Source organism: Psychrobacter namhaensis, from assembly GCF_016107545.1.
Lineage (GTDB): Bacteria > Pseudomonadota > Gammaproteobacteria > Pseudomonadales > Moraxellaceae > Psychrobacter > Psychrobacter namhaensis.
Genome location: NZ_JABASS010000006.1, coordinates 53,808 through 68,131, shown reverse-complemented (window position 1 = coordinate 68,131; position 14,324 = coordinate 53,808). Strand labels below are relative to the sequence as shown.

13 protein-coding genes and 1 tRNA gene are annotated in these 14,324 nt (G+C 44.7%); 10 read left to right on the top strand and 4 right to left on the bottom strand.

All coding sequences use genetic code 11. From position 1 onward, the window contains the following. The first annotated feature begins 458 nt into the window (after positions 1-458). The 4 genes from JFC06_RS06575 (at position 459) to JFC06_RS06560 (ending at position 5,124) form a co-directional block, all read left to right on the top strand. Positions 459-1,958: a SulP family inorganic anion transporter gene (locus JFC06_RS06575; RefSeq protein WP_198334418.1), complete on the top strand. Its 1,500-nt coding sequence runs from the start codon at positions 459-461 to the stop codon at positions 1,956-1,958. A 161-nt stretch (positions 1,959-2,119) separates the two neighbouring features. Next, complete coding sequence (locus JFC06_RS06570; RefSeq protein ID WP_193005580.1) at positions 2,120-2,974, top strand: universal stress protein; 855 nt, start codon at positions 2,120-2,122, stop codon at positions 2,972-2,974. A gap of 470 nt (positions 2,975-3,444) precedes the next feature. After that, on the top strand, positions 3,445-3,783 hold the full coding sequence (locus tag JFC06_RS06565) for a P-II family nitrogen regulator (protein ID WP_010197981.1): 339 nt from the start codon (positions 3,445-3,447) through the stop codon (positions 3,781-3,783). Positions 3,784-3,861: 78 nt separating this feature from the next. Next, positions 3,862-5,124, top strand: coding sequence for an ammonium transporter (locus JFC06_RS06560; RefSeq protein WP_193005581.1), 1,263 nt, complete (start codon positions 3,862-3,864; stop codon positions 5,122-5,124). A 110-nt stretch (positions 5,125-5,234) separates the two neighbouring features. Here the strand turns inward: JFC06_RS06560 and JFC06_RS06555 are convergent, their stop codons facing one another. The 3 genes from JFC06_RS06555 to JFC06_RS06545 all read right to left on the bottom strand — a co-directional run bounded on the left by JFC06_RS06555 (position 5,235) and on the right by JFC06_RS06545 (position 7,058). Next, a complete protein-coding gene (locus JFC06_RS06555) occupies positions 5,235-5,618 on the bottom strand; it encodes a DUF2147 domain-containing protein (protein ID WP_198334417.1) in 384 nt (127 codons plus the stop codon). A 258-nt stretch (positions 5,619-5,876) separates the two neighbouring features. Beyond that, on the bottom strand, positions 5,877-6,140 hold the full coding sequence (locus JFC06_RS06550; RefSeq protein ID WP_198334416.1) for a hypothetical protein: 264 nt from the start codon (positions 6,138-6,140) through the stop codon (positions 5,877-5,879). A 72-nt stretch (positions 6,141-6,212) separates the two neighbouring features. Then, positions 6,213-7,058, bottom strand: coding sequence for a DNA/RNA non-specific endonuclease (locus tag JFC06_RS06545; RefSeq protein ID WP_227685577.1), 846 nt, complete (start codon positions 7,056-7,058; stop codon positions 6,213-6,215). 177 nt (positions 7,059-7,235) lie between these two features. Between JFC06_RS06545 and JFC06_RS06540 the strand changes: the two genes are divergently transcribed. From JFC06_RS06540 to JFC06_RS06515, 6 genes are all read left to right on the top strand, one after another. Continuing rightward, positions 7,236-7,326: transfer RNA gene (locus JFC06_RS06540), tRNA-Ser, on the top strand. Positions 7,327-8,051: 725 nt separating this feature from the next. Next, positions 8,052-9,059 (top strand): DUF1852 domain-containing protein, encoded by a 1,008-nt coding sequence (locus JFC06_RS06535; protein WP_198334414.1) that lies wholly within the window; start codon positions 8,052-8,054, stop codon positions 9,057-9,059. A gap of 56 nt (positions 9,060-9,115) precedes the next feature. Continuing rightward, complete coding sequence (locus JFC06_RS06530; RefSeq protein WP_198334413.1) at positions 9,116-10,144, top strand: methionine synthase; 1,029 nt, start codon at positions 9,116-9,118, stop codon at positions 10,142-10,144. An 87-nt stretch (positions 10,145-10,231) separates the two neighbouring features. Beyond that, entirely contained in the window at positions 10,232-10,732 is a 501-nt protein-coding gene (locus JFC06_RS06525; protein ID WP_198334412.1) for a flavin reductase, read from the top strand. A 77-nt stretch (positions 10,733-10,809) separates the two neighbouring features. Further along, on the top strand, positions 10,810-11,643 hold the full coding sequence (locus JFC06_RS06520; RefSeq protein WP_198334411.1) for a sulfite exporter TauE/SafE family protein: 834 nt from the start codon (positions 10,810-10,812) through the stop codon (positions 11,641-11,643). Between the two features lie 432 nt (positions 11,644-12,075). Then, positions 12,076-12,780 carry a hypothetical protein gene (locus tag JFC06_RS06515; RefSeq protein ID WP_198334410.1) on the top strand — a complete coding sequence of 235 codons (705 nt, stop codon included), beginning with the start codon at positions 12,076-12,078 and terminating at the stop codon, positions 12,778-12,780. Between the two features lie 154 nt (positions 12,781-12,934). Here the strand turns inward: JFC06_RS06515 and JFC06_RS06510 are convergent, their stop codons facing one another. After that, positions 12,935-14,284: an MBL fold metallo-hydrolase gene (locus tag JFC06_RS06510; protein WP_198334409.1), complete on the bottom strand. Its 1,350-nt coding sequence runs from the start codon at positions 14,282-14,284 to the stop codon at positions 12,935-12,937. Positions 14,285-14,324: the final 40 nt, after the last annotated feature.

The window sequence follows — 14,324 nt, the reverse complement described above, 5'->3', positions numbered from 1 at the left end:
TATGAGTGAGTATCACCCCAACCGTTTCAGTTTAGCATGTTGCCACATTTAACGCGCTATTGTCACATCTCTTTAGCGACGATAGATGTTGTGGTCCTGCTATGTCAGACTGCCGCTTTTATTTCACAGATTACTTATCACCCTCTACCGCAGCAAATTATTGCTGACGCTATCTGTTGTTGTCGGTGCTATTTTCGAATACCTTACTTTAAGCAACCTGTTGTAAACACTATTTTTTTAGATAATATCCTAGATTTATTATGGGTGAACGTATTAGTGATACCAGTAAATAAATCAGTAGATATATTTATGACTGACCGTTAATAATTCAATGCCCCAACATGACGCCGTGCGTGTTGCCGCAAAATCAAGAAGAATAGCTATTTTTATAGCGACGCGATCATTTTATTACTGCGCAATGATTAGTTTTTTTGCCTCTAACCCTATACAGTTTACTTATGACATCTTTTATTGATACCTTGCGTGACGAGTGGTTTTCCAATGTTCGCGGTGATGTTTTATCAGGTTTGGTCGTCGCATTGGCCCTGATTCCAGAAGCCATTGCTTTCTCTATCATCGCAGGCGTTGACCCAAAGGTCGGCTTATATGCCTCATTTTGTATCGCCGTGGTGATTAGTTTTGTCGGTGGCCGTCCAGCGATGATTTCGGCTGCGACTGGGGCGATGGCGCTGGTGATGGTGGATTTGGTCGCCGAGCATGGCTTACAGTATCTGCTAGCCGCTACCTTACTGTGCGGTGCAATCCAGATCGTCATGGGAATTCTAAAGCTCGGTAACTTGATGCGCTTTGTTTCCCGCTCAGTGGTCATTGGCTTTGTTAATGCGCTGGCAATATTGATATTTGCAGCCCAGCTACCCGAGCTGAACCCAATGACCGAACGCGTAGGTATGACCGTTTATATCATGACGGCAGCGGGTTTGGCGATTATCTACTTTTTCCCGCTTATTCCTAAAATCGGTCGCGTGATTCCTTCACCGCTTATCTGTATTGTTGGATTGACGGCGGTCGCGATGTATATGAATCTTGATATTCGTAACGTTGGCAGTATGGGGGATTTACCCGATTCATTACCCATGTTTTTGCTGCCTGACATTCCATTGAATGTAACTACATTGCTGATCATCGCGCCTTATTCTATCGCGCTTGCCATCGTTGGTTTGTTGGAGTCTATGATGACAGCCACGATCGTTGATGAGTTGACCGATACGCCAAGTGATAAAAACCGCGAGTGTCGTGGTCAGGGTATGGCGAACGTGGTGTCAGGATTTTTTGGCGGTATGGCGGGTTGTGCAATGATTGGTCAATCAATGATCAACGTCAAGTCTGGCGGACGTACGCGCCTGTCTACTTTGATAGCAGGGGTGGTACTCCTCATTATGGTGGTGTTTTTAAGTGAGTGGGTCAGCCAAATTCCAATGGCCGCGCTGGTCGCTGTGATGATTATGGTATCGATCGGCACCTTTAATTGGCAATCTATTCGCGAGTTTAAAACGCACCCCGTGTCATTTAACATTGTTATGCTAGCCACCGTTTTGACCACGGTCTTTACACACAACTTAGCCTATGGCGTCGGTGTCGGCGTGTTGCTCTCTGCTCTGGCATTTGCCAATAAGATTGGTCAGTTTTTAACCGTGTTTAGCGAGTATGATGACAGCAGTAACACACGCTATTACTACGTTCAGGGACAGGTTTTCTTTGCGTCTACGACGCAGTTCTTAAGTAGCTTTGATACCAAAGAAGCCTTGGACAGCATTCAAATTGACGTCAGCCAAGCGCATTTTTGGGACGTCAGCGCCGTTGACACTTTGGACAAGCTGGTCATGCGCTTGCAACGTGAAGGCATTGATGTCAAAGTGGTGGGACTCAATAATGCAAGTCGAACATTGATTGATCGCTTCTCTATCCACGATCGCCGCGATATTGGCTTATTGGATTAAGCCAGTCTGCGTCCGCTTTATCATGCTGACATTCGTCAGTGTTTTATAAAACTAAAGTTTAATAGAGGATCACGTTGATTAAAAAGGCTGGGTTGGTTCGTTACCTCTTAGTCCTCTACTGATTGGCTGATTTTTATTATTATTAACGTTGTGGTCGTTTTATGAGTAACTTGAAACCAGATAGTGTGATTGCGTGCTTAGACTGCCCTGATCATGTGCAAGCCGTGTTAGAGGCGAGCATGTGGGCCTCTACGCGCCTGCAGTCCCCTGTTGGCCTGTTGCACTCTGTGCCAAGCTTGCAGCAAAAAGCAGCGGTGAACTATTCAGGCTGTCTTAATATCGATGATGAGCACACGCTGCTCGAGCAGTTCACGACCAAAGAGCATTTAAGTAACTGCGAGCTAAAAGCCCAAGGTAAGTTGTTGCTTCATCAAGCCACGTCCTACTGTGAACAGCAACATCACAAACTTAAGACTTATACGTTGCATCGGCACGAGAAACTTAACGAAAGTATTGACTATGTCGATGACAAAGCACAATTGATCGTCATAGGCCACAATGTCACCTGCAAGTCTCCCTTAAGCCAACTCATCAGAGTGAGCCACTGCCCCATTTTGGTGACGCATGCACCATTTTTGCCCCCTACCACTGCCTTATTTGCTTTCGATAACAGTCCAACCTGCCATAAGCTACTCAACTGGCTGTGCAAAACGTCACTCGTGCGAGCGTTGACCGTGCACGTGGTCATGGTGGGTAAAGAGAACTCTGAAAACTGCGATGCGCTGCGTGAAGCCTATGCACGGCTCAAGCAAGCGGGCATTAAGTCTAAAAAAGCACTACTAGACAGCCGTGACGTCACAGCTGCCTTAACTTACTATCAAAACGAAAATAATATAGGTTTATTGATGACGGGCGCCTTTGGTCACTCTCGTCTGCGCGAACTCGTAAAAGGCAGTGACACTAAAAAACTGCTAGGCAGCACCAAAACCCCCTACCTCCTGTTCCCTAAAGCTTAGCGTTAAGCTACTCATACCTTCACGCCTTTTTATTTGCTTATTTACACGCAGAGCATGAACGTCAATATCGTGCTCTGCGGCTTGTCTTTGTTTTACCCTTTCCCTCTCAGCAGTACGTTTACCTCTATTCATCCTATCAACTCCTCAAACCAAGTTAGCAAATCGTCACATGAAATAGATGGATCGCCTCCCCAAGTACCTAAAAAGTTGGTTATAATAAAGTTTTCGTTGATTCAACGCCAACGGTTGATTGACATTGTCTGTGCTTATTATGGCAACTGATGTCATGACCACATAGACGGTATCACTTGCCACTGCTGTGGTTATTTTTGAGCAAATAAATCCAATCCTACCTCTCCCCCTTGAGTAAATTGGCACAGTTCTTGAATGACTTATGGTAAGCATGGCAGCGATACGATGCACACAGTGCCTCTATCAACCTGCGGCATCACACAAATAAGGAATTTTTTATGAAGCTAATCACTGCGATCTTAAAACCGTTTAAGCTCGATGATGTACGTGAAGCGCTTTCTGACATCGGTGTTAAAGGTGTCACAGTTACTGAAGTCAAAGGTTTCGGTCGCCAAAAAGGTCACACAGAACTCTATCGCGGCGCAGAGTACGTGGTGGACTTCTTGCCTAAAGTAAAAGTCGAAGTGGCGGTCATCGACGAGATGGTTGAACCTGCTATTGAAGCCATTACTCGTATCGCTAGCACAGGCAAAATTGGTGACGGTAAAATTTTCGTTACTGCGCTTGAGCAAGTCATTCGTATACGTACCGGCGAGACAGGCCCTGACGCTATCTAAAGCCTAAGGCCAACCTATAGACACAGACTTATAGCACACACCGATAGCTGTATTGCATCAATTCAAGGGGGAATTAATATGCAAAATCAAATCTTTGAGCTCCAGTACGCACTTGACACCTTTTACTTTTTGATATGTGGGGCGCTCGTCATGTGGATGGCAGCGGGCTTCACCATGTTAGAAGCCGGTCTTGTTCGTTCAAAAAATACGGTTGAGATTCTAACCAAAAACATCGCGCTCTTTGCGACCGCTTCTATCATGTACATGATATGTGGCTACGCCATTATGTATGGTGGTGAGCTATTTTTGAGTGGCATTGCAGGCAATGCGACATTAGTAGAAGATGCGCTAACCGCATCAGCTGAAAATGGTTTTGGCGGTGATTCTGTTTACTCTGCTGCGTCTGATTTTTTCTTCCAAGTGGTGTTTGTCGCGACCTGTATGTCTATCGTATCAGGGGCTGTGGCTGAACGCATGAAGCTGTGGTCGTTTTTATTATTCGCCGTGGTGATGACTGGCGTGATTTATCCATTAGAGGGCAGCTGGACGTGGGGTGGCAAAGACGTCTTTGGCCTATTTAATCTCGGCGACATGGGTTTTTCTGATTTTGCAGGTTCTGGTATCGTCCATATGGCAGGGGCGGCCGCGGCCTTGGCAGGCGTCTTACTATTAGGTGCACGTAAAGGTAAGTATGGGCCTAATGGGGAGATACGCGCAATTCAAGGTGCTAACCTACCATTAGCAGCGCTTGGTACTCTTATATTATGGATGGGCTGGTTTGGCTTTAACGGTGGGTCTGTGCTAAAGCTTGGCGACATTGCTAGCGCCAACTCAGTTGCGATGGTCTTTTTGAATACCAATGCAGCAGCTGCTGGTGGTGCCGTTGGTGCTTTATTAGTAGCACGCCTCATCTTTGGTAAAGCTGATTTGACGATGCTCTTAAATGGTGCACTTGCAGGGTTGGTCGCAATCACTGCAGAGCCTTCCACCCCATCTGCGTTGCAAGCGACCCTTTTTGGTCTCATCGCTGGTGTGATTGTTGTGCTCTCTATTCTAGCACTAGATAAAATAAAGATAGACGACCCTGTGGGGGCGATCTCCGTTCATGGCGTGGTTGGCCTATTTGGTCTACTTATCGTACCGATTACCAATCCAGCAGCGACGCTCTTGGGTCAGATTGCAGGTGCCGCTACTATTTTTGTTTGGGTATTCGTTGCCAGCTTAATCGTTTGGGCCATCATCAAGGCTGTCATCGGTCTACGTATCTCTGAAGAAGATGAGTATGAAGGGGCAGATATAGCTGAATGTGGTATGGAAGCTTATCCAGAGTTTGTAAGATAAAGGTGTTGAAGGTCGATTAACCGACACGCACTAAAAATCCCGCAATACCTTTCGGTAATGCGGGATTTTTTGATCAGATTTATACTAGACTTTAAGAATGAACGATTGGCTTATTTCTTTTTCCACTCTTGACTGCGTGAGAATGGACCAATATAACCTCTTAGTTTTAAGGTATTTCCGCTTAAATTTGCTGTCATACGATAGTCTTTGCCTTTCTCAGGATCAGTGATCGTACCACCACTGTACTTCCCACCACCATCAGCTTTTAGACCTCTAATAATAGTTGTGCCAATGTGCTTTTTACCTTTGGCTGAGTTAGTAGCAATAAGAGTACCTGTTAGTACACCGTTTGACTCAGTAATCTTTACGGTACCTTTTGGCTTGCCTTCATCATATGTCTGCCAAGTAGTATTGGCTAATGGGTCAGCGGCGAATGCCATGCTGGCTAAACTGATACCTGCAACTGCTAACGTGGTTTTTGTAAATAACTTCATAGATTGACTCCCTTCGTACAATGATTATTCGAAACGTTATGTTTCTGGTGTTCTATGCTTATCCTTTGCTAGAATCTTTACTACAAGTATCGCGGCTTTACCCTGTTGAACAGCTCATTAACCGCCCTTACTTATACGTTTTTTCAAAGACTTGCGCGACATAAGCGATGTCTTGACTCATTATAAGCAATTTTTATGGTTTGCCTAGTAATTTTTTATGCTTTATTCTTGCCATAAAAACAAAACCATATCAAAGAGTTACAGGAAAGGGTTGTCGATATCTCTACCCGACTGGTCATCATTTTCTTTTGACTTTTCCGCATTATTACTATAAATGTCAGGGGTCTCAAAAGCCTGCACAATTTTAGCAGTCAGCTCATGTAACTGCTGGGCTTGCTGATAGCCAGTGGCGTCCAAAGTCAGTTCAATATCACCATATATGATGACTTTATCTACTTGATTTTCGATTACGAGCTCACCAATCTGCATGCTTTGGTGATTATTAGCAAATGGCTCAATCATCTGATTATCCTTTTTATTAACAGCAGCTTGTGCGCTTTCCTAAATTGGGCGGTTTTACTCACATAAAAGGCTTTATGCCTGTAATTGTGCCAATAGCCACTCAACAATCGCCCAAACAAACAGCAGCCAATCAGGCGTTTCTGTTGATGTCTCGGGAATATCTGAGCCCTCACCTGCTTTTAAGGGCAGATCAAATGCATGCGCTTTGGTTTTACTGTCCAAGACAGGTAAGACATCGATGCCAATCTTGGTCGCTAATTCATCCACACTGAGGATCTCTATGCGTTCTGATTCATCATTGGGCGCATAGTAAACCCCTGCTTGATTGATCGCTGGAATATAGACTGCTTTGAAAAAATGACTGGGCACGAGCACCCGATCAGCAAGCTGTTTGGTTTTTTTGTCCGTAAAGGCCACGCCTGTAACCGTGTAAACCTCACCATACTGCTGGGTCAAATAGCGTGTTGCCGCTTCAATGTTACGCCAGATATAACGGTTATTACGTGGTGATTGCGGGGCTATATTGGCCAGACTAAAGCTATCGTATTGCTGGCTGCGTGTTGCCATATCAGCATTGGGCGCTAAATGCCCGCGATCATAACCAGATCCTGAATAGTCAGACAACGAGGCGCGCATTGATTTTGGCAGACGACTTTCTTCATGAAAGCTGTCTTCACGGTCTATTTGCTTGGCTTGTTGCAGACGTGTACGATCCAGATACTCAGCCGACCACAGCGGTGTACGGGCCACGCCTGAATACATCACTGCAAAACCATCCATGCATAGCGACTGTGTTTTGTTACTTAACTTGGTATTGATGAATTCAGGATAAATACCACCATAAAAAGATTGGCTACACTGGGTAAAGTCATCAGCATGCGCTGAGTTTATGCTTACTACAACCGTCATTACGGCCATTATTATGCTTTTTTTCAAATTGTGTTTGAGCCTGCCAAGACTTATCATGCAACTTTCAACCATTTATACTTGTAATTACGTATACGCTATCCTAGCAGGCGCCTACAAATAAAGAAAGATAAGGCTTAGGTCGTGACATTTTAAATGGTATCCGCTATACTTAGGCGTTCAAAAAACGGTGAAGTGGGTGAGTGGCTGAAACCGCACGCCTGGAAAGTGTGTATACGTTCATAGCGTATCGAGGGTTCGAATCCCTCCTTCACCGCCAATCTTATAAAATCCTCTTGAATACCAGCTTTCCTATCTTGTCCTACTCTCTCCTAAACATCCCTTAAAACCTTTATACATAATGCGTCTAGCGTTTTTTTATGTCTGCTGTTTTCCCAAGCTATCCGAACATGACCCACCTATCCCGTGGCTTGTGTTGGTCTGCGATTTTTTTAGACCTCAAAATATGAACTGCTCTAAGAATCTCGTCGGTAGGTTTACTTGAGCCCGTCATTTTGAACCAGAAACGCGAGTGGCTCTATTTTTAGAACCGTAAAAATCAGCTGGCAAGAACTCTTTGACATTTACGCCTGACAAATAAATCTGGCCTTGCCTTTTTTATGGGTGAGGCCTTTTTTATGGGTAAAGGTATCAAGGTGATTCAAAAGGAAATTTTCGTAGTCCAATTGGGAAGTTTCTGAGTTAGCTTTCACGCCTCATTCTTTGGTGAAAAAATGTTTTACGTGTGGTTGACTGACCAAACTCTTCTCTCCTGCTCCTTCCGTTTTCCCTATTCCTTTATAGACCCAACTTTCCACGTAATCATTCGTCAACATCTCTGCCCTCTCATTCTCTTCCCCATCATTAAGCAGAAAGATGAATTTTATTCATTTTCTATTTAATTTACATCGTTTTTATTCATGTATTAGTTCAGGCATAATTCACCTCATACACAAATTTGGTTTTATCTCAAATAACAAGATCAGTTTAGGATGGCAGATTATCATGAGTAAAGAATTTACCTGTTCAATTAAGCGCATTCGTTTTGATGAAAATTATCATCCTGCAGACAGCACGCGTCTGACCACTAACTTTGCGAATTTGGCGCGCGGCGAGCATCGCCAAGAGAATTTACGTAAAACATTAAGAATGATAAACAACCGTTTTAACGCTTTGGCGCATTGGGATAACCCAACAGCAGACCGTTATTCTGTTGAAGTTGACATCATTTCTGCAGACATGGATATCGAAGGTAATGGCCATGCATTTCCTGTCATCGAAACGCTGAAAACAACGATTGTTGATCATAAAGACAACACCCGTATTGACGGTATGATCGGCAACAGTTTCTCCTCTTATGTGCGCGATTACGACTTTAGCGTCGTACTGCTCGAGCATTTCGAGAAAAATCCAGCATCTGCGCCACCAGAAGATTTTGGTGACTTACATGGCAAATTATTTCAATACTTATTGAACTCAGAGGCATATAAAGCCAACTTCCATAAAAAACCGGTGATTTGCCTCAGCGTGTCAACCAGTAAAACCTATTACCGTACGGCCAATCAGCATCCTGTATTAGGGGTTGAATATAAGCAAGATGACTACTCGTTAACCGATGCGTATTTTCACAAAATGGGCTTAACCGTTCGCTACTTCATGCCTGCAGATAGTGCTGCGCCATTAGCGTTTTATTTCGCCGGTGATTTGTTGAGTGATTACACCGATTTTGAGCTCATCAGTGCGATAAGCACAATGGAGACATTCCAAAAAATCTACCGACCTGAAATTTACAATGCCAACTCAAGCGCAGGTGACGTGTATCAACCAAGTTTGACCTACCAAGATTATTCACTGACTCAAATTGTGTATGACCGTGAAGAGCGCAGCCAAATGGCAGTAAAGCAAGGCAAGTTTACAGAAGAGCAATTCATCAAACCTTACCAAGACATTTTAGAGCAGTGGGCTGCCAGCTATTGTGTGGAAAAAGGTGCGCTTAAAAAATATGCTGCCTAACTGTCCGATATGTAAAAAATTAAAATATAAAAACAAAATGTGAAAAATGGATCAATATGAAACTATTATTACCGACATCTACCGCTGGCAGCTTACCAAAACCATCTTGGCTAGCAGAACCTGAGAAAATCTGGTCACCTTGGGCACTAGAGGGCGCGCACTTGATTGAAGCCAAACAAGATGCGCTACGTTTGACCCTGCAAGAACAAATGCATGCAGGCATTGATATTGTCAGTGATGGCGAGCAGACCCGTCAGCATTTTGTGACCACTTTCATCGAACATTTAGATGGCGTTGATTTTGAGAAGCGCAAGACCGTACGCATTCGTAATCGCTATGAGGCCAGTGTGCCCTCAGTCGTGGGTAGTGTCAGCCGTCAAAAACCTGTATTTGTTGACGATGCTAAGTTTTTACGTCAACAAACCGATCAGCCTATCAAATGGGCACTGCCAGGTCCGATGACGATGATTGATACCTTGTATGATGGTCATTATAAAAGCCGTGAAAAATTGGCTTGGGAGTTTGCCAAAATTCTGAATCAAGAAGCCAGAGAGCTAGAAGCGGCTGGCGTGGATATCATCCAATTTGATGAACCGGCATTTAATGTGTTCTTTGATGACGTCAACGACTGGGGTATTGCCACGCTAGAGCGGGCAATCGAAGGACTAAAATGTGAGACGGCGGTGCATATCTGCTACGGCTATGGCATCAAAGCCAATAACGATTGGAAAAAAACACTGGGTTCAGAGTGGCGTCAATACGAGCAAGCCTTTCCTAAATTGCAGCAGTCGAATATTGATATTGTCTCTTTAGAGTGTCAAAACTCCCATGTACCTATGGATTTGATTGAGCTGATTCGCGGTAAAAAAGTGATGATTGGCGCCATTGATGTGGCAACCAATGCCATTGAGACCCCCGAAGAAGTGGCAAATACGCTACGCAAAGCACTGCAATTTGTCGATGCTGACAAGCTCTATCCTTCGACCAACTGCGGTATGGCACCGTTGTCTCGCGACGTGGCACGAGGCAAGCTGGCAGCATTAAGCGCTGGCGCAGCCATCGCTCGTCAAGAGCTGACCGTTTAGTTTTATTCATAAGCCCTAGCTGGTTTGAGCTGATAAGTGACCTCAGTTATCAATGCACTTAAAGATTTAAAATTTAGGAGTTAAGCCATGATTGAAGCCACCGATTTTAGAGATGCCATGTCTTTGTTAACAACCGCGGTCAATGTTGTTACCACAAAAGGCCGCACTGGTGCGCACGGATTTACCGCCTCTGCGGTGTGTAGCGTCACCGACACACCGCCAACCTTGCTGGTTTGCATGAATCAGACGTCCCGCTCACATACCCATTTTATTGAGAATAAAACGTTAAGTGTTAATGTATTGGGCGCCCAGCACGAGCCAATATCCAGCGCCTTTGCCTCTAAGTTGAGTTCACAAGAGCGATTTGAATATGGCTCTTGGAGTACGTTAATCACAGGCGCTCCCATTTTAGAAGATGCGTTGGTCAGCTTTGATTGTGAGATTGAGGACATTCAGCAAGTGGGCTCACACAGCATCTTTATGTGCCGGGTGGTCGCCATCAGCCAAAGTGAGCAAGCAGAAAGTTTGGTGTATTTTAATCGTGCCTACTCTCGAGTTGGTCAAGTAGATCAGGTAGAAATCGCTTAAGTTAGCTTTTACACTGACTGATTGTCACTTAACTAAAACAGCCATCACACTAACTCTAAATAAGAAGCAAATATCCCGTGGAACTAATCATTTTTTTAATCATAGGCGCGCTAGCAGGATTTGCTGCGGGGCTATTTGGTGTGGGCGGTGGCACGATTATCGTGCCACTATTATTTATCGTCTTTACGCAAATGGGCTACAGTCCCGACAACATCATGCACTTAGCATTAGGTACGTCATTGGCGACCATCATTGTCACCTCTATCAGCTCATTAATGGCACACAATAAGAAAGGCGCCGTCATGTGGCCTGTTTTTAAAAATCTGGCACCAGGCTTAGCGGTTGGCTGCTTTTTAGGGGCAGGCATTGCAGGACAGATATCTGGGCTGTACCTCCAGCTTATTGTTGGGGTGTTTTTGCTTTGGGTCGCCTACAAGATGTTTTTCGGTGGCAAAAAACAGCTCGCAAGTCGTGCTACCAATGCGAGTAGTGCCAATGACGCTAATACAGAATTGCCTTCAAAACCTAAGCAATTGGCAGCAGGTGGGGTTATCGGGATTGCCTCTGCCATTTTCGGTATCGGTGGCGGCAGCTTAACCGTCCCTTATCTCACTCGTTATGGTGTGGTCATGCAAAAAGCCGTTGCCACGTCAGCTGCGTGTGGCTTGCCTATTGCTATTGCCGGTGCATTAGGGTTTATGTTCTTTGGGATGCAGCAGCAGGTCAATGTGCCCAATACCATTGGCTTTGTACACATTTATGCCTTTTTAGGAATTAGCATTATGAGCTTTTTTACCGCTAAGCTCGGTGCAAAAGTCGCCCACATACTATCGCCTGAGCTTTTAAAGAAATGCTTTGCAATATTACTAACTGTCGTGGGGTGTTACTTTATTTTTAAGGGAGTGCTTTGAGTACATTCTTCCTACTCTAGCATCACTTTGGATTGCGTTGCGATAACGTCTAAGTGACTGGTAACGTCTTCTTCAGTTGATACTTATTATCTCCTGCTGCCTGAATGATTTTTATAGAAATGAGACAAAAGAAACGAGACAAAGACTATAAAAGCAACATAGTCGAGATAAAACTTTTATCAATATCGGCGCTGATCGATCCATGAAAAGTGTCACAAACATTCCGTATGATTTTATTAACACTGTCCTAGTTGATCATTTTATGCGCAGTGTTAGCAGAGGTTTTTTATTTCTTATCGCACTGGAAAATTGCTGGTTGTTATAGTGCTGTAATAACAGCAAGTCTAAGACGGTTGGCAGATGTCTTTGCTTAAAAATTGGATTATAGTAGATATTGATAGTATTTATTTAAACAAATTGAGGGATTAAACCATGAAAACACTAGGATTGTGTGTGCTTACAGGGCTGGGATTAAGCGCTTGTGCTGGCGGTATGAATGGTGGGGTATTAGGCAATACCAATCAAAACAATATCGTTACGCAGTATCCTATTGAGACTGCTATGCTCAATATTTATACCAAACAACGGAGCGAAAAATTGGTGGCCGTCGTAGGCAATCAAAGCGTCTCAGCAGATATTCAAGTCACGCCTAAAGGCAGCATGCGCTTCAACAATAAACCCGTACAAGGGGCCGAAGTAAACACGATCAATAAAGTAAACAACCAAATCACTGATCAGTCCGTCGCTATCAACTACTTTACCTTGAACCCATTGGTGTTTCATGGATTTACTGACAGTACGGGCAAGTATTCACTATCGAACCAAACGAGCACTATACCTAAGATGGCTACCATTGGTGACTCAAGCGCATTAATGACTGAAAATGTCTACACGGACAACAGCATGCGCAAAAAAATAGGCAATTACCAGCAAGACTGGTCTCTGACTCGAGATACCAATAACACGGCGTGGTTCTGTATAGAGACGTCAAACAATTTGCTCCTCAGCTATGATCCTGCAGGTACTTCCTCAGAATGCTACAAGATCAATGCCAGAGGCGACATTCTAGCGAGCAAGGTGACTATCAGTCAGCCTGCTAGTCATGATACTAAACCGGTGACGTTTACTAGTCAGTAGTGGTTATCTTTGTTGCATAAAAAGTCACATAAAAAAATAAGAAAGATGGTGCCTTTAATTGGGGCCATCTTTTCTTTTAGAGAATAAATCACCTAGATAAGCCATGTACGCTCTCTGTTTGACGGCTTATCTCGTGAATAAAAACAGAAATCCATCAGTCATGCGCGGCTTGCCATGCTCCCATTGACCCTAGATAAATATCAACGTTTTCAAAACCACGACTGGCAAGCCATCCTGCCGCTACTGTCGCTCGAGCACCACTGGCACACATTACTGTGTAGTGGCGGCTCGGATCGAGTTCTCGCCAACGTTCATTTAGATGCCCAACATAGATATGCTGTGATCCTTCAATCGCAGTGGTATTTCGTTCATCAATATCGCGAACATCAAGCAGTGTCCAGCATTCAGCGTTATTAAGACGATCCTCAACTTCAGACGTACCGATCATAGGAGTTTGTTGCATTTGCTCCCCTTTGGCAGCAGCCGGTACCACGCCCACATAGCCACCCACTACATTATCAAGGGCGATTCGTACCAGATGCTCCATGGCAGTAGCAAGCTGCTCTTCATCAGAGGCAATCAGTGCGATGCTTTGTCCTTCTTGCACAAACCAGCCAGCAAAAGCTGGGAGCATATTCACAGGTAAGCTCATAGATCCAGGCAGGTGCCCTGAAGCATAAGCCATTGGCTCGCGAATATCGATAAGATGATCAGCATCACAGCTGTTTAGTTGATCAAGCGAAAGGTTACGCGGCCGCATCACGGTTGGCGGCGCATCACCACCTTCCATATTGAGGCGCTCCATCAGTCGAAAATAGGGCGGCTGATAATGATTTTCGCCAACCTTAAACTCAATGAAAGCATTCCGGTCGGTAATCTGTAAACGCGGGTTATTCAATCTCTCGTGACCAACGGTAGAGAACTCACGCTCTGCCATGCCTGACCCGCAGACGGACCCGGCACCGTGCGCTGGGTAAATAATGGCTTGATCACCTAATGCAAGGATATCTTGTAGTGAGTCATAAAGCAGACCTGCCACTTCTTTGCGGCGATCAGGATAAAAATCAGTACGGCCAACATCACCAACAAACAGAGCATCACCCGTAAAAACGCCCACCGCCTTCTCTGGATAAGCACTATCAAACAGAGCGTAAGCAAGGTGGTCATCAGTGTGGCCGGGCGTTTCTAGTACACGGATTTTAAGTTGACCGAGAGTAAAGCAATCACCGTCACGTGCGGTCTGCGCATAGGCAATCGGTTTCTCTGGATTGGGACCATGCAGTACCGATGCGCCCGTCAACGCTGCTAAGATCGGCGCGCCAGAAACCAAATCTTCATTACGGTGCGTCTCGAAGATATGAGTGATCTGAAGTCCTGCTGCTCGTGCCTTCTCTACATATATCGCACAATCACGACGTGGGTCGATCACCGCGGCCTGCCCGCCTGATCCCACTAGATAAGATAAGTGCGAAAGACCAGGTGTTTTAATCTTTTCTAATAGCATAGCCTTGTCCTTATTATTAAATCAACTAAACGACTGCTCT